This is a genomic window from Pseudoclavibacter sp. CFCC 13611 (genome assembly GCF_008831225.1).
Classification (GTDB): Bacteria; Actinomycetota; Actinomycetes; order Actinomycetales; family Microbacteriaceae; genus Pseudoclavibacter_A.
Genome location: NZ_WBKE01000001.1, coordinates 619,053 through 641,110 on the forward strand (window position 1 = coordinate 619,053; position 22,058 = coordinate 641,110).

Sequence of the window (22,058 nt, forward strand, 5' to 3'; positions counted from 1 at the left end):
ATGACCACGATTGCGTTCACCAAGGGGCAGGGCACCGGCAACGACTTCGTGCTCGTCGAAGACGCCGACGGCACGCTTGAGCTGACCCAGGAACAGATCGCGCAGATCTGCCACAGACACTTCGGCGTGGGAGCAGACGGGCTGATCCGCGTGGTGCGCTCTGAACATCTGCCCGAAGGCCGCCCGCTGCTGGCCGAAGAGCCTCGTGCCGAGTGGTTCATGGACTACCGCAACGCAGACGGCAGCGTCGCTGAGATGTGCGGCAACGGCGTGCGCGTCTTCAGCCGTTATCTGACCTCTCGAGGTCTGGCCGAGATCATGCCGGGCAGCACGTTGCCGGTCGCCACGCGTGCCGGCATCAAAGACGTGCAGGCGTCGGCGGGTGGCTTTCAGGTCGACCTCGGACGCTGGGCGCTGGTGCCCGGAGACGTCACGGTCGACGACGAACTCGGCGGCGCGAGTCGGCCCGGTCTCGGCATTGACGTCGGCAACCCGCACGTGGTCGTTCTGCTGCCGGATCGCGCCACACAGCAGCGGCTGCAGCTGATCGAGCCGCCCGTGCTGAGCCCTGCTCCGCCTGCGGGCGCGAACGTCGAGTTCGTGGCGCTCGGCGAGCAGCCGATCGTGGACGGCGTTGGGCAGATCAGTATGCGCGTCTTCGAACGCGGCGTCGGAGAGACCCTTTCGTGCGGCACCGGCACTGCTGCCGCCGCACTGGCCACTCGTCACTGGATGGGGGAGAGCGCCCCGAACCTGTGGCGGGTGCAGGTGCCGGGCGGAGCGCTCACCGTGCGCATGTTCGCCGCCGAAGACGGTGAGCACGTCGCCTTGGGCGGGCCTGCCGAGCTGGTGTTCGAGGGGTCTTTCACGCTCGCGTGAGAGCGAACCAGTCTCATCGGGGCAAGTCGGCGCAGGTTCATGTCGCGTTCACAGCGCCGGGCATGACGCATGCGATAACGTGCACTCATGACTGAATTTCGGTATCTGGGCGACAGCGGCCTCAAAATCTCATCCCTCATCTTCGGCAACTGGCTCACACACGGCTCACAGATCGAGAACGATGCTGCGATCGCCAGCGTGCACGCGGCGCTCGACGCAGGAGTGACCTCGTTCGACACGGCAGACGTCTATGCCAATACGAAGGCCGAGTCAGTGCTCGGCGAAGCCCTGCACGGCCAACGACGCGAGTCTCTCGAGATCTTCACCAAGGTCTACTGGCCGACCGGGCCGAAGGGGCACAACGACTGCGGACTGAGTCGCAAGCACATCCTCGAATCGATCAACGGCTCGCTCGAACGGCTCGACACCGACTACGTCGATCTGTACCAGGCGCACCGCTACGACACCGAGACTCCGCTCGAAGAGACCATTCAGGCCTTCGCCGATGTCGTCAGCGCCGGCAAGGCGCTCTACATCGGCGTCTCAGAGTGGACGGCCGACCAGCTGCGCGCCGGGCAGGAGCTCGCGCGTCAGGCAGGCTTCCGCATCATCTCGAACCAGCCGCAGTACTCGATGCTCTGGCGAGTCATCGAGGGCGAGGTCGTGCCCGCGTCGAAGGAGCTCGGCATCTCGCAGATCGTCTGGTCGCCGCTTGCGCAGGGCGTGCTCACCGGCAAGTACCTGCCAGGCGAGCAGCCGCCGGCCGGCAGCCGTGCCACCGACGAGCACGGGGGATCGCAGATGATCGCGCCCTTCCTGCACGACGATCTGCTCGCAGCCGTGCAGCGACTGCGCCCCATCGCCGACGACCACGGCATCACGCTCGCGCAGCTGTCGCTGGCCTGGGTGCTGCATCGCGACGGCATCGCAGGTGCGATCATCGGCGCCTCACGCCCCGAGCAGGTCACCTCGAACGTGCAGGCCGCCGAGGTCGAACTCGACGATGCGACGCTCGCTGCGATCGACGACGTGATTCTGCCCTTCGCCGAGACCGATCCGGCGAAGACGGCCGAACGGGCTCCGCAGACCCGTCCCTGCTGATCGTCAGGCCGTCTGCGGCTGAGCTCTGAACGAAGAAATCGATCAGTCGCTCAGCCGCAGCGTTCGGCGCAGCGCTCTCGCCTGCATGCGATCGAGTGCTGCGCCGCCGTCTCGCACCTCCGTGTGATGAACCTGGAAGAGGCGGCGCACCTGCGCCCAGCTGCCCCGATCGCTGCGATCCCAGCTGCCGTAGCCCAGAAACAGGTGGTCGGCGTCGTCATCATGATCTCGACTGGTCAGATACACCATCAGCAGGTCGCCGCGGTCAGAGACCGACCCCACCACGACGCAGGGGCGGTCTTTGCCGTGACCGCCGCGCTCGCCGAAGGGCACCCACGTCCAGACGATCTCGCCGAAGGCATAGCCAGTGGACGCGTTGGGCACGTTCGTCCACTCGGTGTCGGCCGACCGCAGCGCACGCAGCGAGACCTCGGCGCATCCGCCTGACGAGGAAGACCAGAACCCGCTCACCTGCGGCCGCCCATCAGCGGGCCCCCACGACCGACTCGTCGAGCGCCAGCTCTTCGGCGTCGAGTCCGGCCATCACCTCGCGCATCAGCTCTTCGTCGATGTGCCCGGCGTTGCGTTCGCGCAGCAGAATCTCGCGTCGAGTGCGCAGCACCTGACGGCGCAGTTCGGTGATGTGCCGAGACGCGAGTGCGGTCACCTCTTGATGTTCGGCGGCGTCGAGCTGATGCTCGATGCGGCTGAGCCGTGACTCGATGTTCGTGATCGCGCGGTCGACGGCTTCGTCGCCGAACTTCTTGCGCCAGTTGCCCTCGCGCTTTTTGACGAAGTCGGTGGCCTCGGCGAGGCTGGTGCGCAGCAGACGCTGCCGGGCGGCCCGGTCGCGCTTGGGCTGCTCTTTGTCTTCGACGTTGAGCAGGCGGATGAGCGCGGGCAGAGTCAGTCCCTGCAGCAGCAGTGTGCCGACCGTGACCACGAACGCGATGAAGACCAGCATGTCGTGCCCGGGAAAGCGCGACCCGTCGGCCATCACCACCGGAATGCTCAGTGAGGCGGCCAGGGTGACCACGCCGCGCATCCCCGTCCACGACAGCACCAACAGCTCGTTCCACTTCAGCGGATCCTGCGAGCTGCCGAACGCTCTCACCGTGTTCTTCGCTCGAACCGCGAAGCGGCGCGTCGAGCTGTTCTCCGGAGTCAGCACCATGATCGACCGGGTGAGCAGACTCGGATCACTTGGGACACTTTGCCCACCGGGTGGGGCGGATGCATCGGCTGAGTCAGGCGATCCGCTGTGTCGGCTTCGGCGCAGGCGCATGCCCAAGAGCTGCAGGCCGTACGTGGCGAAGACGAAGGCCGGTCGCACCAGGATCACGGCGACGAGCACCAGCGCGGCGACGCTGAGGCTCCACAGGATGCCACGCCCGCCGTCGACCAGGTTGGTGCTGACGCTGTGCAGCTGCAGCCCGATGAGGGCGAACACCATGCCCTCGAGCAGCACATCGATCGCTTTCCAGAGAGGTTCGTCCTGCAGACGGGTGCGGTAGTTGAAGGTCGGTGACGCATACCCGACCAAGAGACCGGCTGCCACGACGGCCAGCACACCCGAGCCGCCGAAGTGCTCGGCGCCGGTGTAGGCGAAGAACGGCAGCAGCAGGCCGAGCAGAGATTCGATCACCGGATCGTTCAGGCGTCGGCGCAGCCAGTTGTAGACCACTCCCATGACCACGCCCAGACCAATGCCGACGCCGACGGCCAGGCCGAAGATGCCGAGGTCGTCTGCGAAGGTGAGCGCCGCCCCGCCGACCAGTGTCAGCGCCACTTTCATCATGGTCAGCGAGGTGGCGTCGTTGATGAGGCTCTCGCCCAGCAGAACGGTCATCAGGCGTCTCGGCAGATTGAGCTTGCGGCCGACCGAGGCTGCCGAGACGGCATCAGGAGGCGCGATGATCGCACCGAGCAGCAGAGCCGCGGCCCAAGTCATATCCGGAATCACCATGTAGGCCACGAAACCGGCGACTGCGGCCGTGACGATCACCAGCACGACGCCTAGCATCGAGATGTCGCGCAGATTCTTGCGGAAGCTGATCACCGAGACGTTCAGCGCAGAGGAGTAGAGCAGCGGCGGCAGCACGAGCGTCAGAATCAGCTCGGAGTCGATGTCGAAGTGCGGAACGAAGGGCAGGAACGAGATCGCCGATGTCAGGATCACGATCACCAGCGGAGAGGACCAGCCACGTCTGCGTGCGAAGGCGGTGATGAGCACAGACATCGTGAGCAGAGTGAAGAGCAGCAGATGGTTCATTGGTTCCCTCTTCAGCGGTGTGGCGTTCGACCTTCGGCTGTGTGGCGTTCGACCGAGTCGCGGTGGAGATTGGTGCCGATGATACATCGTGTCTGCGCAAGAGCCGTGGCCGCGGCCTGAACCGATAGGCTAATGAAACATTTGATCGCCGTCAGGGCGGCCTGAGCCGACGGCCTGGCCGGATGCCCCCTGCGGCATCCGTCTCGACGCTCGCTCGCTGGTTGCGCGCGCCGCGCTGTGCTCCCCGACACCTGTCGGGGTAGACTGAGCCATCATGACCACAGACCTTTTCTCTCACGCGACCGGTTCTGACATCCGCGTGCGTTTCTGCCCGTCACCCACCGGCACACCCCATGTCGGCATGGCCCGCACCGCACTCTTCAACTGGGCGTATGCGCGGCACGTCGGCGGCACGTTCGTCTTCCGCATCGAAGACACCGACGCCGAGCGTGACAGCGAAGAGAGCTACGCGCAGATCGTCGAGGCTCTGCGCTGGCTGCACCTCGACTGGGACGAAGGCATCGACGTGGGCGGCCCGCACGGCCCATACCGGCAGTCGCAGCGCGGTGACATCTACCAAGACGTCATCGAGAAGCTGAAGGCCGCCGGCTTTCTCTACGAGAGCTACGTCACGGGCGAAGAGATGGAAGCCCGCAACGTCGCACAGGGACGCAACCCCAAGCAGGGCTACGACAACTTCGAGCGCGACCTCACCGACGAGCAGCGCGCCGCCTACCGCGCTGAGGGGCGTCAGCCTGCTCTGCGTCTGCGCGTGCCAGACACCGACCTCTCGTACGACGACTTGGTGCGCGGCGAGATCGTGTTCCCGGCCGGCTCGTTCACCGACTTCGTCGTGGTTCGCCCCAACGGGCAGCCGCTCTATACGCTGGTCAACCCGGTCGACGATGCGCTGATGGGTATCACCCACGTGCTGCGCGGCGAAGACCTGCTGTCGTCGACGCCCCGTCAGATCGCTCTGTACCACGCACTGATCGAGATCGGGCTGACCACGTTCATCCCGCGCTTCGGTCACCTGCCCTTCGTGATGGGCGAGGGCAACAAGAAGCTCAGCAAGCGCGACCCCGAGTCGAACCTGTTCAACCACCGCGACAACGGGTTCATCCCAGAGGGCCTGGTCAACTACCTGGCTCTGCTGGGGTGGTCCATCGCCCCAGATCGCGACGTGTTCAGCCCGGCCGAGCTGGTCGAGCACTTCGACATCGTCGATGTGAACCCGAACCCGGCACGCTTCGACCTGAAGAAGGCCACTGCCATCAACGGCGATCATCTGCGCGCGCTCGATCCCGCAGACTTCGAAGCGCGACTCACTGAGTTTCTGCAGCACGGCGGGCTCGTCAGCACGCCGCTGACCGAGCGCGAAGCCGAGATCCTGCACGAGGCGTCACCGCTGGTGCAGCCGCGTCTCAACGTGTTGGGCGAAGCCCCCGACATGCTGCGCTTCCTGTTCATCACAGCAGACCAAGTCGAATACCAGGACGACGCGATGAAGCTCAAGGGCGATCCCGCAGTGGTCGTCTCGGCCGCGCGGGCTGCACTCGAGGCGCTGCCAGCCACCAGCTGGCACACCGATGCCATCCACGCCGCACTGCAGACGGCGCTGGTCGACGGTCTCGGCGTCAAGCCGCGCCTGGCATTCGGGCCGATCCGCACACTCGTGTCGGGGCGACGCGTCTCTCCGCCGCTCTTCGAGTCACTCGAGATTCTCGGCCGCGACGAGACGTTCGCACGGTTCGATCGCTTCTCCACGGTGCTCGCCGAGCGCGGGCTCTGACACGCGGGCGGCGTCAACCCCCGTCGAACAGGCACGGTCACAGAGAGGTGAGCTGCAGATGAACAACTACGACTGCATCGTGGTCGGTGGGGGACCAGCCGGTCTGAGCGCCGCATTGGTGCTCGCCCGGGCCCGACGCGAGGTGCTCGTCGTTGACGGCAATCGCCCTCGCAACCGTGCGACCTATATGTCGCATGGCTTCATCACGCGTGACGGCACCCCGCCGATGGCACTGCGCGAACTGGGGCGCGAAGACCTCGCGAAGTATCCCAACGTGCACTTCCAGTGGGGTGAAGTGCAGCACGTCACGGGCGTCGACGGCGAGTTCACCGCGTCGATCAAGGGCGTGCGCGGCGGGCCGAGCGGCGAGGTGCAGGCCCGTAAGGTGCTGCTGGCCACCGGTGTGCTCGAGGCGCTGCCGCAGGTGCCCGACCTGATCAGCTACTACGGATCCACCATCTTCAGCTGTGTGCACTGCGACGGCTGGGAACGCCGCGAGCAGTCGCTGGTGGTCATCGGAGAGAACCCCGAACTGGTCAACACCGCAAAGCGTGCATCGCAGTGGGCCGACCGTGAGATCGTGCTCACGAACGGCTCAGGCATCATCGAAGAGCACCAGGCCGAGGTGCTGGGCAGACAGGGCATCGAGGTCGACGACACCCCGATCGCCGCGCTGCATGGTGACGGAGGCCGTCTCGAGTCGGTCGAACTCGCCGATGGCCGCGTGCTGCCGGCGACCGGCGGGTTCGTGCAGCCGGAGTGGAGCCTGCCGCAGGTCGTGGCCGATCTCGTGCCCACGGCAGGCGATCTCGGCGGGGTCAAGACCGATGAGTACGGCCGTTCGGGGGTCGACGGAGTCTACGCCGCCGGTGACGTGCGCGGCATCACGCCCTCGCAGCTGATCATCGCCGCTGGTGAGGGCGCTCGGGCCGGCATCGGTCTGAACAACGATCTGATCTTCGCGACGTTCGACGCGCCAGGTCGCTGAGGCCTCCGTCGTCGGCTGTGTACCGTACAATGGTCGCAACCTAATTCCCGGCGGTGCCGGTGTTCGGCACAGCCGACGACAGAAGGAGGTCTGCCATGCAGATCAGCGTCCTGGCACGGGGAGTGAAAAACTCCGATCGTTTCGAGAACTATGTCGATCAGAAGGCCGACAAAGTCACTCAGCTCTCTGACCGCGCACAGCGGTTCGAGGTGAAGGTCTCGAACATCAGCGACAAGACTCCCGATCTCGGCGAACGCGTCGAACTCACAGTGATCGCTCCGGGCCCGGTGATTCGTGCCGAGGCCGAAGGCGGCGACCGTTTCTCAGCGTTCGACCAGGCGTTGGGCAAACTGTCAGAGAGACTGCGGCGCAGCAAAGATCGTCGCAAGATCTCGAAGGGTCGCCCCAATCGCGTCCAGGTGAGTGTGGATGCCGGAGTCGTCGTGCCTGACGCGTCTGCTGCGACCGACGCGGGTGTCGACGAGCAGCCGGAGTCGCCGCTGGTGATCCGTCGCAAAGAGTTCCCAGCCGAGCGGCTGTCGCCCGAGCAGGCCGTCGATCGCATGGAACTGGTCGGCCACGACTTCTACCTCTTCGAAGACGTCGAGACCGGCAAGTCGAGCGTCGTCTACCGACGTAAGGGCTACAACTACGGCGTGATCGCCTTGGGCGAGGCAGACGAGACCGTCGACGAGTGACCCACGCTCAGTCGCAGTCGGATCTGACCGGCTGAGATGAAGACTGAGCAGTCGAATCCCCGTGCCTGCGACGAATCTGTCGCGACACGGGGATTCCTCGTCTGCAACGTGTGCCGATGCGCGCGGAGTTCTGCAGCAGTTGTCTGCGACTGAGTCTGAGAGATGTCCTGTTCTGGCACATCCCGATGCCAGCGGACTGTCACACGATCAATCCGGTCTTACACTCGGTTTTCGGGTCGACGCTCAAGGCGTCGCCCCACTCACGCGATGTGGCGTCGAAGTGCCGCACCGCGATCAGCAGTCAGGATTCTCGGAGCCGACAGAGGAGTGCCTCGATCGGTGCGGCGAACGCCACGCGAAACCGGACCAAGGAGATCCATGCTGCAGTATCAGACTGTGAACCCGGCCACGAACGAAGTCGTGGCCACCTTTCCGAACGCGACTGACGAGGAGATCCTCGACAAGGTCGCCAAGGCACACGATGCCTTCCTTGACTGGCGAAACACTCCGCTTGCCGATCGTGCGGCGGTGCTTGCCAAAGCAGCCGATCTGCTGCGCGCCGACAAGCAGAAGTACGCCGACATCCTCACCCTTGAGATGGGCAAGCTGACCGCAGAGGCACTGGGCGAGGTCGATCTGTCGGCTGACATTCTGCAGTACTTCGCCGATCACATCGACGAGCTGCTCGCACCGCGCGTGCTCCCCGTCGCCGACCCTGCAGAGGGCAAGGCACAGCTCGTGACCCAGCCTCTCGGCGTGGTCTACCTGATCGAGCCCTGGAACTTCCCGTACTACCAGATCGCACGTGCAGCGGCGCCGCAGATCGCCGCGGGTAACACCGTGATTCTCAAGCACGCCGAGATCGTGCCGCAGGCTGCGCAGGCGTTCGACGACCTGTTCCGCGAGGCCGGTGCGCCTGAAGGGGTGTTCGCCAACGTGTTCGCCACGCATGAGCACACCAAGCTCGTGCTCGAAGACGACCGAGTCGTCGGCGTCGCACTCACCGGCAGCGAGCGGGCGGGCTCGGCCGTCGCATCCGTCGCCGGCGCAGCCATGAAGAAGGCGACCCTCGAACTCGGCGGCTCTGACGCATTCATCGTGCTCGACGACGCCGACCTCGACAAGGCGGTGCACCTCGCTGTGCGCGGCCGCAACTGGAACGCAGGGCAGGTCTGCGTGTCGGCCAAGCGCATCATCGTCGTGGATGCTCTCTACGACGAGTTCCTCGAGAAGTACATCGCCGAGGCCAATGCGACGATCAAGCCCGGCGATCCGAAGGATCCGGCGACGACGATGGCTCCGCTGTCGTCACAGCGTGCCAAGGAGATGCTGACCGCACAGGTCGACGGCGCCGTCGCAGCCGGTGCCACGAAGGTCGAGGTCGGCGCGCCGATCCCGGCTCAGGGTGCCTACTACCAGCCGGCCGTGCTCACCGGCGTGACCCCGGAGAACCCGGCCTACCACCAGGAGCTCTTCGGCCCGGTGGCCACGTTCTACCGTGCGAAGGACGAAGACGACGCAGTGCGCATCGCCAACGACTCGCCCTACGGTCTCGGCGGCTCGGTGTTCACCGCTGACGAGGCGCGTGGCGTCGAGGTGGCCAAGCGCATCGACACGGGCATGGTGTTCGTGAACCATCCCACCGGTGTGTTCGCAGACATCCCGTTCGGCGGCATCAAGCGCTCGGGCTTCGGCAACGAGCTGATCGATCTCGGCTTCGACGAGTTCGTGAACAAGAAGCTGATCGACGTGCAGGACATCAACACGCCATTCTGATCGGTCTGTGCGTGCAAGTCAGCGCACCCGTTGTGTTGATCGGTCAGCGCGCGTCTGTCTGATCTCAGCGTGCAGTCGCGCTGACAGCGTAGCGACTGCAGCGAGCCTCGGCCCAGCCTCTGGTGCCGGGGCTCGCTTGCGCTCTGCTGGTGGGTGCTGTCGCCACCTTTCGCACGTGCGCCGCCACCACGGTTCGCACGTGCGCCGCCAGCACGGTTCGCACGTGCGCGGCCACCACGGTTTGGATGGAGTAGCCATCGTTCGCGCAAAATCAGCGGTTTTTGACCAATCGCCGCAGGTGTCTGCCAATTGCCGCAGCTCGCCGCCGGTCTGGCCCGCCGTTTGCGCAGCCCACGGCACCACCTACTCAGCGCAGCAGCGTCACGACTTGGTCTGCGATCAGCGCCACCCCGAAGCAGAGCATCAGAATGCCCGAGACGATCGAGATCGGCTTGAAGACACCAGGGTGCCGGTCGAGCACGCGCACTGCGGTGAGCGCCAGCAGCGTGTAGAAGCACATCGTGGCCAGCACGTGAACGCCGCCCAGCATCGCCGTCTGCGCGCTCAGCGACCATGCGGCGTCAGGGCTGATGAACTGCGGCAGAATCGACAGATAGAGCAGCACGACCTTGGGGTTGAGCCCGCTGACGCCGGCGCCCTTGGCGACGACGCGTCCGAGCGGATGCTCCGGCGGGGCAGGCAGCACCGGCAGCGTGATCGACCTGGTCACCACCGGCATCGCTCCTGTCGTCGTCGAGATCGCCTGCGCCTGCACTGGAGTCACCTGCGCCGGAGCCGACAGTGCGAAGCCGCTGGGACGCCGCAGGGACTGCACCCCGAGCCAGCAGAGATAGGCCGCACCCACGAAGGTGAGGGTCGTGAGCGCACCGGGCAGCAGCGCCAGTGCGACAGTGAGGCCGGCGGTCGCAAGGATCGTGTGGCCTGCATAACCGATCAAGAGCCCGCCGATCGAGGCCATCGCCTCACGCGTGCCGCGTGCATGCGAGAGGATGTACGCCCAGTCTGCACCCGGGGTGATGATGACGATGAGACTCACGGCGAAGAACGCCGGAAGCAATGCGGTATCCATAGAGTGAATGGTATGTGCACAGCTTTCGCATGTGGTGCCAAGTCTGGTTGTCGAAAGCGTCTCTATAAGTAAGATCTTGCGTATGGATGCAATTGACCGGAAGATTCTTGCGCAGCTTCAGAAAGATGGTCGGCAGACCGTCACCGAGCTTGCCGAAAAGGTGCAGCTGAGCGTCTCGCCGTGTCTGCGGCGTGTGCGTCAGCTCGAACGAACCGGGATCATCACCGGTTATCACGCCAGCATCGACCCGCGAAAGGCCGGACTCGAGTTCCAGGCGCTGCTCTTCATCACGGTGAGTCGCAGCGATGCCGGAACCATGGCGTCAATAGAACGGTCGTTGGCAGATATCGACGAGATCATCGAGTGCCAGCGGCTTTTCGGCGAACCAGACTTTCTGGTCAGGGTGCTCACGCGAACTCTGGCCGACTACCAAGAGCTCTACGATCAGCGCATCTCGGTCATCCCCGGCATCGAGCGCATCCGTTCGACTCTCGTCATGCGTTCGGTCGTGGTGAGTCGGCCGATCGCGCTGTAGGCCGCCGATACTGCTCAGATCTCGGATGCCGAGCGACGCCCGCGCATGGCACCTGACCGCCTCTGTCGCGCGTCCCGTCGATCAGATCGCGTGCATCGCGCGGATGCGGGCGAGAACCGCCTGACGAGAGATCTCGATCTCAGGGGCGATGCGATCCCACCTGTGCGGCACGCCGGGATACACATGCAGCTCGGTCTGCACACCGGCCTGCAGCAGCCGACTGGCGAAGGCGATGTCTTCGTCGCGGAAGATGTCGAGCGTGCTGGTGTCGATGAAGGTGTCGGGCAGGCCAGAGAGGTCGTCGGCGCGCACCGGTGTCGCATAGACCGAGGCAGGCTCGTCGGCTGCAGCCTGATCGCCGAGCAGCGCCTGCCAGGCGGTGATGTTGTCGTTGTACGTCCAGGTGACGTGCTCGTCGAGCAGCGGGTCTGAGAGCACCGTTCGGTCGTCGAGCATCGGCGCGATCAGAATCTGGGCTGCGAGGGAGGGGCCGCCACGGTCGCGGCTGAGCAGGGTGAGACCTGCGGCCATGCCGCCTCCGGCGCTGTCGCCCATGACGAAGATGCGGCGAGGGTCGGCATCGAGCTCGTCGAGATGCTCGAACACCCAGGTCAGCGTGCTGTAGGCGTCTTCGAGCGGGGTGGGGTGCGGATGCTCAGGCGCGAGACGGTACTCGGGCGCCAGCAGCGCGACCCCTGAGCGGGCCACGTAGTCGGCGATCGAGGCGTCGACCTGATCGAGCGTGCCGACGAACCAGCCGCCGCCGTGCAGAAAGAGGCCGAGCGGGCCGGGAGTCCAGTCGAGCGGCAGGTACAGTCTGGCGCGCAGTTTGTGACCGTCTGGCGTCGGAATCGGGTAGTCGCGAGTGACCACTTCGGGCGTGCGCGCTGGATCGGTCACGAAGCCGAGACGCAGCGCCGCACGTCGCCTGCGCCCCTCGATGTCGCCGACGGGCAGCTTGGCCGGGCGCACCTTCGAATAGAGATCGTCTCGTTCCAGAAAGGCGCGAAACTCCGGGTTGATCGTCCAGGTCATGAGACCACTTCCTCTCCAGCGACTGTGATGGATGGGTGTCTCTATCGTTCCAGATCTGTGTCGGGTTGTCGCGTGTCGATCTTGCGAAGTCTCATCAAGACCCGTGAGCGTCGCCTGCGGCGACCGGCCGGTGCGCCCCGGGCAGGTGGGTGTCGACGATGCCGATGGCCTCCATCAGGGCGAACATGGTCGTGGGGCCGACGAACGAGAACCCCTGCGCTCGCAGTCCGTCGGCCAGCGCACGCGACTCGGCGGTCTGCGTAGGGATGTCATGCAGCGTGAGCGGCGCATCCCACGTCGATGGGCGGAACGACCAGACGAACGCGGCCAGCCCACCGGTATCACGCATGGCGGCGGCTGCGCGCGCGTTGCGCACGGTCGCCTCGATCTTGCGGCGCTGGCGGATGATGCGCTCGTCGGCCAGCAGACGGGCGACGTCAGATTCGTCGAAGGCGGCCACGGCATCCACTTTGAAGTCGGCGAAGGCAGCCCGAAAACCCGGTCGCCGGGCGAGGATCGTGCGCCACGACAGGCCGGCCTGGAACGCCTCGAGACTGAGCCGCTCGAAGACGCCGCGCTCGTCAGTGACGGGCAGACCCCACTCGGTGTCGTAGTAGTCGCGCAGCAGTGGGTCTGTGGCCGCCCACCGCGGGCGTGCCCGACCATCGGAGCCGACGATGAGCTCAGCCCCAGCCGAGCTCATGCAGCTTCTCTTCGTCGATGCCGAAGTAGTGCGCGATCTCGTGCATCAAAGTGATGTGCACCTGTTCGACGAGGGCCTGCTCGTCGTCGACGACGTCGAGCAGCGACTCGCGATAGAGCACGATGCGGTCGGGCAGATCGACCATGCCGTAGTCATCTCGTTCGGTCAGCGCGAGGCCGTCGTACTCGCCGAGCAGATCGAGCGACCCGTCGGCGGGCCGGTTCTCGATCACGAAGACCACGTTGTCGAGCTCGTCGATGACCTGTTGCGGAATCTCGTCGAAGACGTCGTCGACCAGCTCTGCGAAGCGGGTCTCGTCCATCTCGATCGGCATGAGGTCATCATAGCGATCGCCGACATCTGTCGCTGTGAAGTAGGAGAACAGGGCTGCAGGAGGTAGCCTGCCCCGGTGATCGCAGCGCTGCTCATTCTCGTCTTCATCGGCTCGTTCGCCCAACGCATCACCGGCCTGGGCTTCGGGCTGGTCGTGTCGCCCTTCATCGTGCTGCTCTTGGGCCCCTACAGCGGGGTCATGATTCTCAACCTCGCAGCCATCGTCTCGGCTTCGCTGGTGCTCAGCCGTGTCTGGCGAGACGTCGACTGGCGTCGGTTCATCGGCTTCGTGCCCACGACGCTGCTCGGCATCGTCGCCGGAGGCATGCTCGCGCATGCACTGCCGGGGGAGTGGCTCGAAGCGATCATCGGCGCGACGCTGATCATCGCGCTGACCGTCTCGCAGCTGATCGGTCGCACCTCGTTCGTCGCGGCGGGGCCGAGCTGGATCGCCGGCAGCGGGTTCGCGGCCGGTGCGATGAACTCGGCTGCGGGCATCGGTGGGCCGGCGATGACGGTCTATGCGGTGCTCTCGAAGTGGCCGCAGAAGTCGTTCTCTGCGACGCTGCAGCCGTTCTTCATGATGACCGGCGTCGCCTCGTTCCTGGTGAAGTTTCTGATCGACCCCGGGCGTCTGGTCAGCCTGCCGACGCTGGTCTGGATCGGCATCTTCGTGATGCTGGTGCTCGGTGTGACCTGCGGCAGTCTGGTGGCCAAGAAGGTGCCGGCGGGTGCGGCGCGCATGGCCGTGCTCGTGATCAGCTATGCGGGCGGTGTGGTCACGCTGGTGCGCGGGCTGCTCGACATCTTCGGCGTGCAGATCTGAGCGGCTCTGGGGATGATGCGGCCAGTCTGGCTCACGGCGGTCGGCCACGCAGTCGGCGCCGGTTCTGTGTGGATGCGATGTGCACGAGACGCAGCGGGCCCCGCGCTGGTAGCGCGTACTACGAGAAACTCTCTGTCAGGAACACGTACATTCCGAGCACTTGAGCAGCAAGAAAAAAGAGGGTAACGCCCCACATAGTTTGTATTGCGAGTCGTCGTTGGCTGGGAGGGATTGTGCCATTCTTCGGTCGCCGGCCTACCAAGCCGAGTGCGAATAGTCCGATGGGGATGATGAGCATAATGTACATATGTACGTGTGCGTTGCTTGCCCCGCGGCCGTTGTAGAGGATGTACGAGTTCAGCGGGATCTGGGTCATCACGAACCCCAGCATGGCAAACCCCAGCAGCGACGCAACCAACGGAATCCAGGCCAACTTCCTCGACAACAAAATACCCGAGAAACACTCAGATTTGCTGATGGCTGGCTTATCATGAGATGTCAAAGCCGCATTACAGTCCCGAAGGATCTGCTCGAGCTCTGCGTCAGTGATCTTCAATTTGCTCATGGTTCATCCCCCGGAGTCCTCTTGATGATCTTACCGGTGAGTTCGTCGAGCGTGCCTGTGGCAGCACTGCTGGCAGCGGCCACGGCAAGGCGACGGGCGTGCGGATGTGCCCTTGCCTACTGCATTCCGTTGGCTAAGTATGAGTAGGCGCCCACGATCTGGATCCCAACGACGAAGAGCACAATGAGCACAACGAGGGCCACTGAGAGTTTCCGTTGGCTGTATGGGATCGTGCCGCCTTTGGGGCGTCTGGATAAGCCGGTGAAGATGCCAAGCCCGACCGGAGCGACCAGCAATGTGTATAGGTACATGTGTACGTTGGTGCGCCCGCGCCCGTTGTACAGCACGTAGGTGTTCCATGGCACTTGGGTGAGGACGTACACCAGCAGTCCGGCGCAGATCACCGCACCGGCAAGCAGAACCCAGGACAGTTGGTATGACAGGCGGATACCGGCTGCGAGCTCCTCTTTCTGCATCGGAGGACGATCTCGTTGTTTGAACTCCGCGTTGGTTTCGGCCAGGAGTTTGTCGAGTTGTTCTGAGCTGAGCTCTTTCATTGCGGGCCTCCTGACAATGCCCAGGTGAGTGACCCCCACCCGATGTTCATCGCAGAGCGTGCAGCATGTGCACCACCACCATGACCGGGCTCCATGTCCTTCGCACCCGGCACCCACCCCGTCGCCCAACCACTCGTCACATCCCCCAATATATCGGTGGTCTGCATAGGATCCCCGCCAATGTACTTGCCCACCGCGTCACCAGCCCACGCCGTGCCACCACCAATCAGCCTATCTGCAGAGTTCCGCAGCCGCGCATATGGAGCTAGATTTTCGCGAGTCGGGAAGGACGAACACAAACTGAAGCTGACCTGGGTCTTCCAGGCATTCAACTCGGAAGGATCGCATCTCTGCGCGCCCAACAGCGAATTCTGTCCAGTGAAATCCCGCTGATCGTCCAGCTTCGCCAACATTTCCTCAAAGCAGCAACTGGCATTGAGAGTGATTAGCGCTCAGCAGAACAAAACGCCCCGTCGGCGTAACATAGCTCGAACTGCGTCGCATCCAATATGTCGGCGCAAGCGTATCGACATCAGACGTCTGTAGCCCGTACAGACAGGGGAGGCAGCTTTGTACACCAATTCACCTGCGCAGAAGAAGCCGCGAAAACCGGGCACAGTCATTCCCATTGGGCAACGCCTCTCCATGCTCGTCGTGATCATTGTGTTCGCACTGCAACGCGCACTCTTTCCAGCGTCTTCGGTGCTCGTCGCTGCCATCTCAGGTGCAGTCATCGGTGGGCTTTCCGCACTCATCTGTCACCTCATCGTCACCGCAGTGCAGAAGAGCAAAGCGCCAACACAGGCCGAAACAAAGTGGGCGCTGAAGTACTTGCGATGGTCACAGCCAAACATGGCATTCCATTCGGACGAAGCATGGGCAGACGCACTTCGTCGCCGTGGAGTCACAGACGGCCGCATCGCACTCATCGGCCCAAACATCCAGCAATATGCACAGAACAGATACGGACTCGCCTAAGAGACACCCTTGCAACCCTGCCGGCCTCACACGCTACCGGCGCGACGCGGCCGGGCGTGTGACCGCAGTCACCCATGAGGGTGTCGGTGATGCCGAGGTGAGCCGTGATGCCGCGCGCCGGGTGTCTGTGGTCGCTGCTGGTGGGCATGTGTTGTGGGTGGATGTGCTCGGGTGTCTGCGACAGATCGATGGGGTGGCGTTGACCTGGGATGTCGCTGACAGGCTGCCTCGGCTTGCTGCTGTGGGTGGCTCCCCGGTGGTCACTGGCCCTGCCGGGCTGGTTGGGACGGCCGCGGGGTGGGGTGGTGCCACGGCGCGTCAGACTCGTTCGTTCGCCGCTGACCCGTGGGCGGTGCCCGACTGGCAGACGTCAGACGCCGAGCCTGCCCGCACCGACATGTCAACACCAGCCCAAGGAGGCCAAGCGCCCGGCGGCCAGACACCTGGCGGCCAGGTGTTTGGCGGGCAGGTGCCCGGTGGCCGGGCGGGGTCGTTGCCTGCTGTCGGGCTGCCCGCGGGCGTGTCGCTCAGTGGTGCCGGCAGTGTGGTGTTCTCAGGCATGGAATGGATGGGCGCGCGGGTGTACGACCCGGCGACTCGCGGGTTCCTGGCCGTTGACCCCGTGCCGGGCGTGCCCGGAGCCGGGTGGCAGACCAACGCGTACGCGTACGCGGGCAACAACCCAGTCGGCATGTCAGACCCATCCGGCCTCGCCCCGCTCAGCGATGCCGACCTGGCCGCATGGGACGACGCACACCACGGAGCGATAGCGGCTGTCGGTGACTGGTGGAACGACAACTGGGAATACGTCGCCGCTGGCGCAGCGATCGCTGTCGGTGTGGGGCTGATGTTCACCGGCGTCGGCGGCCCCGTCGGCGCGGTCCTCATCGGCGCCGCCTCCGGCGCGTTCATCTCTGCGGTATGGACAGAAAGCGACCACAGGCAGCATCGACTGGATCACCGTCGGCCGCGACGCACTCGTCGGCGGGATACTCGGGGCGGCGGGCCCAGCCTGGAGCGCCAGCAAAGGCGCGGCCACGCTCGGCACACAAACACTGGGCACGAGCACGTTTGCGGCTGGCGTGAAGAGTGGCGCCCGAACGGCGCTCGATAAGGTGGCATTGAACGCAGGAGCTGGAATTCGCCAAGCTGGTGAGTTCGCTACACGGGTCGCGACGAGTCCTGGTGCAAAGTCGTTGGGCGTGCGTGCCGCTATCGATTCCGGGGTCGGGGCCGTAGGTAATACCGGCACCTACTTTGTGACGACACCTCAGAGCAAATGGTCGGTCCAAGGTGCTGCTGCTGCAGCAGCCGGCGGAGCAGCAGGCGGGCTCATTGCAGCCCCAGCCGCACCACTCGGCGCACATGCGACATCTAGATATGGACAGCTGCTGATTGAAATGGGCATGTCAAGCGCTGGAGGCGTGGGAGGGAGCTGGCTGACACACACACATTCGACGGAAGTTCCTACAGCCCTGAGGAAGTGGCATTCGATGCATTTACTGGTGGGGTAATGTCTCGTTTTCCTGGCGCAGATCATCTGCTGTCCAAGCCAACGTGGGGTACGGATCTTGGCGTGGCGTGGGCGGCGCAGCATGTGCAGTGGTCGTTCGATAGTGTGAAGTACATCGGAGAGCAGACAGGAGTGCTTCCCCAATGAATGAGAACGTACGACAGAAAGACGAAACTATTGACGAGCGCCGAGCAAGACTCGGCAAGCATCCGCTTACTCCACGGGAACGAAGACTAGGTCGCAGCGCTGTACATGTGATCCAAGCCATGGTATCTGTTTCAATGGTGATTGTTGTCTCTGCTGGGGTCTGGATCTGCACGCAAGTACCTCTCAGTACCACGATTTCATATAGCAGGTCTAAAGATGCAGATACCCACATTCCACTCTTTGCACTGGTACTAGCACCCTTGCTACTTCTGCGTATTTGGTTCGTAGGCAGAAAACCGGATGCCGGGGATATTTCAACGTCAACTCGTATCGCGCTGCTTGTCGTAATCCCAATCTTCTTACTGATGATAGTGGCTGGTCAAATGGTGCCCATTCATGCATATCTGGTATCAGGAAGAAACTAAGAGTCTAGGGCACAGTCCTACAGTGATTTCAAGGCTGTGATGTGGCCGAAGAGCCCGACCATACTTTGCTACTACTCTTGCCGCGTGACAGTTGTACGTCCCTAGACGTTGCTTTTCTCAGCTACCCGCGTCACGATGTGTACTTGGGTGAAGCTCTCTGCCGGTAGAACCCACTCGTGTTCGTGGACGACAGGCAGCTGGCATAGGGGTGATCTCATCTGATGCCGATGCGGCAATTCTGAAGGCGACGACCGGGCATATTGATTGGGCTCAGGCCGGCGTGTCAGGCATATCTGGCCCTATTGGTGGCGGGCTTGGGCCCGTGTCGCGTCTTCAGGTGCGAGGAAGGCGGCACGGTATAGGGGGCTCGGTGGTCCTTGGATCGGCAGCGTCGGTAGAACGTCAATGGGGCGCATTGTCGGGGAGTTCGGGATGAACTCGACAGCCGTGCTTGCTGGTACGGTCACCGCTGATCGAGTGTCTGGCCATGAGACTGATTGGGGAAAGACGTTGATTCAAGCTACAGCTGGTGGCGCTGCCGCAACTGGTGTCGGGCACATCCCCGCGTTCAGTGGCCCTGGTGCTGCGAAGGATCTGGCGAGCATGTACCAGCACGGCGCCTCGGGAGTCGATTATTTCATTGGCCAAGACGGTGCCCGGAACGCAGCATCCCTGCTCGTTGGCAATTCTGTTCCTCTCGCGGTGAACGGTATGACGGACTTCGTCTGGACTACGGCGCAATGAGGGCAGGGCTGTTCCCCAATGGACGACGGGCTCTGTACCCAGCTCTCCCCGGCCCAGCGGCACTCATAGCAACAGTTTCTGTGCTTGTCATTCAATGCGCAGTGATCTGCTTTCTGTGGACAAAAGGCTTCAATGCTGCTTTGCTTTGTGCCCAGTCGCTCTTGCTGTTTGTCGGGGCAACGTGTTTCAGCTCTGTAGCGTTTCTTCTCTGTGGCTTAGTCCCCGGGTATCTCTCGCAGCTACTTCTTCTTAGTGGCGGTGCAGTGTTCATCGGCTGGATGGGAGGTAGCTGGCCTGCAGCCCAAGTGAGTTTGTACGCGGCAGTTTTCCTCTCTCGTTGGTGTGGGGTTGCTGGGAATGTGTGGTTGTTCGGGCGTGATGTGCGTGCGGAGGTGGTTGGTCTGGTCGTGGCTGATCGTTCGGGGGGGTGTTGAACGAGTTGAAGACGAGCTGGGTCTGATGGCTGAGGGTGTCGGGCGGCGCTCGTTTCTGCTTGTTGGTGATCAGCGCGCGCTCTTTGTGGGGTCAAGCGATGTCGATGACGTTGTGGTGGCGGTCTCAGATATGCGCAGTGCTCTGGTGGGTCGAGGGAACTGGCAGATGCTCCAGGATGCTCACGCTGATGGCAGGGCTGCTCGTGTTGCTTTTGGGGTTGATGCTTTTCGTGTGCCTGGCCAGCTGCGGGTTCCGCTTGCGGTTGCCCGGGCATCTGCTGAAGCGTTTATGCGCGGGCAGGTGGAGAGCACCCAGGAGTGGCGGCCTGCGAGAAGGTACGGACCGCGTCTTGACCGAGTTGTCTCCAGATGGGTGTCGTCAGCACCGCAGCAGAACCGTTCGGCAAACGACTCAGACCGGGATGAGTAGCAGGTCGGGAGTGCGACGTGCTGGACCCGTTCGTGGCTGCCGTTTCGCTTCCTCGTGCCGATGATCTGATGCCCAAGCCAACGTGGGGCATGGATCCTGGTGTGGCCTCGGCGGCACGACATGTGCAGTGGGCGTTCGACAATGTGAAGTACATCGGGCAGCAGACAGGAGTGCTTCCTCAGTGAGTGTGCGTGCACGGCGGAAAGATGAGACGGTCGATCAGTGGCGAGAACGTGTGGGCAAGCGGCCACTGAGCGATGAAGAACGCAGACTCAGTCGGAGCGCGCTGTCGTGAGCTCTGCTCCTGCTGGTCCCGATGCAACACAAGGTCTTACTATGGGGTTGTGGTGCACAATAGTGCGATGCGTGGAGCGGCTGCGCAAGGATTCCGCAGGGTGCCAATTTGTGGCAGGTAGCAGTGAATGGGTTTGTCTCGGGTGGTACAAGGCCGACTATGGGCATCCATGCCAAGTAGCTCTGACAAAAGGAAGCGCGAGGCATTGACTTCCAACTCTCAAAAGCAAGGAAATGCACAGGGCTCACCGTTGAAGCGGTGGTGGAACCGTGTGATCGTTCTTTTAGGCATAGTCATGTTGTTGTTCGTTGGGTTGATTTTCATCAATCCGTGGTTGGAGTCGTTGGATGCACAGTGGGTTCCGTGTACGGTGACTTCGGCCGAGGCGGCGACCGCGTCTGGCGGAGGCCGTACTGCCCGAACGTCACGGCCCATGGTCAAGATTCAGACTCAGCAGTGTGGAGAAGTTGGCATTTTCAACGAGATCACGAGTGAAAATCAGCAGCAGATCGCTTCTGAGCTGAAACCGGGACAAACCTACGAATTCGAGATGGGCTGGCTATCGCAGCGCGCCGCCGCAGGTATCTGGGTGTTCGACTGGATGTTCGACCCCGAAGCCACAGCATTCCGCACTCTCTAGAGCCTGGTAGCGAAGAGAGTGCCAATAGGTGCGGATCGGATGGCCGTGCTCGTGATCAGCTATGCGGGCGGTGTGGTCACGCTGCTGCGTGGGCTGCTCGACATCTTCGGCGTGCAGATTTGAGCGGCTCTGGGGATGATGCGGCCAGTCTGTCTCACGGCGGTCGGCCACGCAGTCGGCGCCGGTTCTGTGTGGATGCGATGCGCACGAGATGACGCAAGCCTCGCCCTGGAAGCGCGTCTGCCAGATGACGACGCGCGTGCTGGGCTGGTCGGGGCGTTGCTTTAGGCGAGCCCGTATCTGTTCTGCGCATATTGCTGGATGTTTGGGCCGATGAGCGCGATGCGGCCGTCTGTGACGCCACGCCGACGGAGTGCGTCTACCCAAGCTTCATCGGGGTGGACGGGTGTGTGTGGCTGTGACCATCGCAAGTACCTCAGAGCCCACTTCAACTCGGCTCGTGAGGGCGCTTTGCTCTTCTGTACTGCGGTGACGATGCGGTTACAGAGAACAGCGAAGAGACCGCCGATGACTGCGACCGAGATGAACGCGATGAGTACCGAGGATGCTGGAAAGAGAATGCGCTGCAGCGCAAACACAATGAGCACTGCGATCATGGTGAGGCGTTGTTCGAAAGGAATGATGGTGCCCGGTTTTCGCGGCCTCTTCTGGCCGGGTGAGTTGGTGAACATAGGTGCCCCCGATCTGTAGCGGCTGCAGGCGTCTGATATCCATACGGTGCATCGACATGCTGAATGCGACGCAGTTCGAGCTATGTTACGCCGACGGGTGTTTACCACTTGGACCCCTGATCACGTCGAGCTGATTCCAGCACGATGCTGGGGGGGAGTCAGAGTCCAGGGCATGGCAAGGACAAACCACACGGATGAGTTCCTGCAACGGTCGACCGCCGCGTCTCAGTCCTCATTGAACGGAGCTTTTCGATCGGGGAGTCGAGTCCCCGGTACGTGGACGATGTCTGTGCTGTCACCGCATCCGTTTGCCTCACGGAAGCAGCATGACCGAACCGACACTGTGCCCACGATCGAAGGTCAAGGCGAAGGCGCACAAGCCGGTCGAATCAGGCAGTTGTTGCGGCACCTCTCTGAAAAGGCTGCAGCCGAATCCCGTGCTCTTGCCTGGCATGTCCCAGGCGCTCCAGCGCTGTCGCGCATGGACAGTGTCGTTCAGCCCGTGAACGTGACGTTCATGCGGTGTGGGTCAGCGATAGCGACGTCGCAGTAGCCATATCTGGTACACTTGTGCGTTATTGCCTGTAACGGTCGGGTCCTAGTGACCCGT

Annotated in this window: 20 protein-coding genes; 11 read left to right on the plus strand and 9 right to left on the minus strand. The window is 63.3% G+C overall.

Annotation, left to right across the window (positions count from 1 at the left end):
- Together dapF and F8O08_RS02700 are read left to right on the plus strand one after the other, a co-directional pair.
- Window positions 1–879, plus strand: a complete 879-nt coding sequence (gene dapF / locus F8O08_RS02695; RefSeq protein ID WP_158038357.1) for a diaminopimelate epimerase — start codon at window positions 1–3, stop codon at window positions 877–879.
- An 87-nt stretch (window positions 880–966) separates the two neighbouring features.
- Complete coding sequence (locus F8O08_RS02700; RefSeq protein WP_158042472.1) at window positions 967–1,980, plus strand: aldo/keto reductase family protein; 1,014 nt, start codon at window positions 967–969, stop codon at window positions 1,978–1,980.
- A 42-nt stretch (window positions 1,981–2,022) separates the two neighbouring features.
- Here F8O08_RS02700 and F8O08_RS02705 read toward each other — a convergent pair whose 3' ends face one another.
- Together F8O08_RS02705 and F8O08_RS02710 are read right to left on the minus strand one after the other, a co-directional pair.
- Complete coding sequence (locus F8O08_RS02705) at window positions 2,023–2,451, minus strand: type II toxin-antitoxin system PemK/MazF family toxin (RefSeq protein WP_158042473.1); 429 nt, start codon at window positions 2,449–2,451, stop codon at window positions 2,023–2,025.
- A gap of 13 nt (window positions 2,452–2,464) precedes the next feature.
- Window positions 2,465–4,252, minus strand: a complete 1,788-nt coding sequence (locus tag F8O08_RS02710; protein ID WP_192496905.1) for a cation:proton antiporter — start codon at window positions 4,250–4,252, stop codon at window positions 2,465–2,467.
- Window positions 4,253–4,526: 274 nt separating this feature from the next.
- Here F8O08_RS02710 and gltX point away from each other — a divergent pair, with 274 nt between their 5' ends.
- The 4 genes from gltX (at window position 4,527) to F8O08_RS02730 (ending at window position 9,506) form a co-directional block, all read left to right on the plus strand.
- Window positions 4,527–6,044 (plus strand): glutamate--tRNA ligase, encoded by a 1,518-nt coding sequence (gltX, locus tag F8O08_RS02715; protein ID WP_158038353.1) that lies wholly within the window; start codon window positions 4,527–4,529, stop codon window positions 6,042–6,044.
- 58 nt (window positions 6,045–6,102) lie between these two features.
- The gene (locus F8O08_RS02720) at window positions 6,103–7,032 is read left to right on the plus strand and encodes an NAD(P)/FAD-dependent oxidoreductase (protein WP_158042474.1); all 930 of its coding nucleotides are present in this window, start codon (window positions 6,103–6,105) and stop codon (window positions 7,030–7,032) included.
- Window positions 7,033–7,127: 95 nt separating this feature from the next.
- Window positions 7,128–7,730 (plus strand): ribosome hibernation-promoting factor, HPF/YfiA family, encoded by a 603-nt coding sequence (hpf, locus tag F8O08_RS02725; RefSeq protein ID WP_158042475.1) that lies wholly within the window; start codon window positions 7,128–7,130, stop codon window positions 7,728–7,730.
- 378 nt (window positions 7,731–8,108) lie between these two features.
- Window positions 8,109–9,506, plus strand: coding sequence for an NAD-dependent succinate-semialdehyde dehydrogenase (locus tag F8O08_RS02730; protein WP_225733458.1), 1,398 nt, complete (start codon window positions 8,109–8,111; stop codon window positions 9,504–9,506).
- Between the two features lie 367 nt (window positions 9,507–9,873).
- On the opposite strand, the gene F8O08_RS02735 is transcribed toward F8O08_RS02730, so the two are convergent.
- Complete coding sequence (locus tag F8O08_RS02735; protein WP_158042476.1) at window positions 9,874–10,596, minus strand: LysE family translocator; 723 nt, start codon at window positions 10,594–10,596, stop codon at window positions 9,874–9,876.
- Window positions 10,597–10,678: 82 nt separating this feature from the next.
- Between F8O08_RS02735 and F8O08_RS02740 the strand changes: the two genes are divergently transcribed.
- Window positions 10,679–11,131, plus strand: a complete 453-nt coding sequence (locus F8O08_RS02740) for an Lrp/AsnC family transcriptional regulator (protein ID WP_158030963.1) — start codon at window positions 10,679–10,681, stop codon at window positions 11,129–11,131.
- Window positions 11,132–11,212: 81 nt separating this feature from the next.
- On the opposite strand, the gene F8O08_RS02745 is transcribed toward F8O08_RS02740, so the two are convergent.
- The 3 genes from F8O08_RS02745 to F8O08_RS02755 form a co-directional block, all read right to left on the minus strand.
- Window positions 11,213–12,166, minus strand: a complete 954-nt coding sequence (locus F8O08_RS02745; RefSeq protein ID WP_158042477.1) for an alpha/beta hydrolase — start codon at window positions 12,164–12,166, stop codon at window positions 11,213–11,215.
- Window positions 12,167–12,260: 94 nt separating this feature from the next.
- On the minus strand, window positions 12,261–12,869 hold the full coding sequence (locus F8O08_RS02750) for a DNA-3-methyladenine glycosylase I (protein WP_158042478.1): 609 nt from the start codon (window positions 12,867–12,869) through the stop codon (window positions 12,261–12,263).
- Window positions 12,850–13,203: a metallopeptidase family protein gene (locus tag F8O08_RS02755; protein ID WP_158038348.1), complete on the minus strand. Its 354-nt coding sequence runs from the start codon at window positions 13,201–13,203 to the stop codon at window positions 12,850–12,852. Before F8O08_RS02755 ends, F8O08_RS02750 begins: the two co-directional genes overlap by 20 nt.
- A gap of 75 nt (window positions 13,204–13,278) precedes the next feature.
- Here F8O08_RS02755 and F8O08_RS02760 point away from each other — a divergent pair, with 75 nt between their 5' ends.
- Window positions 13,279–14,028 carry a sulfite exporter TauE/SafE family protein gene (locus tag F8O08_RS02760; protein ID WP_158042479.1) on the plus strand — a complete coding sequence of 250 codons (750 nt, stop codon included), beginning with the start codon at window positions 13,279–13,281 and terminating at the stop codon, window positions 14,026–14,028.
- 118 nt (window positions 14,029–14,146) lie between these two features.
- On the opposite strand, the gene F8O08_RS02765 is transcribed toward F8O08_RS02760, so the two are convergent.
- Window positions 14,147–14,593, minus strand: coding sequence for a hypothetical protein (locus tag F8O08_RS02765; protein WP_158038346.1), 447 nt, complete (start codon window positions 14,591–14,593; stop codon window positions 14,147–14,149).
- 116 nt (window positions 14,594–14,709) lie between these two features.
- Complete coding sequence (locus F8O08_RS02770; protein ID WP_158038345.1) at window positions 14,710–15,150, minus strand: hypothetical protein; 441 nt, start codon at window positions 15,148–15,150, stop codon at window positions 14,710–14,712.
- Between the two features lie 570 nt (window positions 15,151–15,720).
- On the opposite strand from F8O08_RS02770, the gene F8O08_RS02775 reads away from it, so the two are divergent.
- From F8O08_RS02775 to F8O08_RS02785, 3 genes are all read left to right on the plus strand, one after another.
- Window positions 15,721–16,128: a hypothetical protein gene (locus F8O08_RS02775; protein WP_158038344.1), complete on the plus strand. Its 408-nt coding sequence runs from the start codon at window positions 15,721–15,723 to the stop codon at window positions 16,126–16,128.
- Between the two features lie 256 nt (window positions 16,129–16,384).
- Window positions 16,385–17,242 (plus strand): RHS repeat-associated core domain-containing protein, encoded by an 858-nt coding sequence (locus F8O08_RS02780; protein ID WP_192496904.1) that lies wholly within the window; start codon window positions 16,385–16,387, stop codon window positions 17,240–17,242.
- 3,079 nt (window positions 17,243–20,321) lie between these two features.
- Window positions 20,322–20,756, plus strand: coding sequence for a hypothetical protein (locus F8O08_RS02785; RefSeq protein WP_158038342.1), 435 nt, complete (start codon window positions 20,322–20,324; stop codon window positions 20,754–20,756).
- Window positions 20,757–21,040: 284 nt separating this feature from the next.
- Here F8O08_RS02785 and F8O08_RS02790 read toward each other — a convergent pair whose 3' ends face one another.
- A complete protein-coding gene (locus tag F8O08_RS02790) occupies window positions 21,041–21,448 on the minus strand; it encodes a hypothetical protein (RefSeq protein WP_158042480.1) in 408 nt (135 codons plus the stop codon).
- Window positions 21,449–22,058 lie beyond the last annotated feature (610 nt).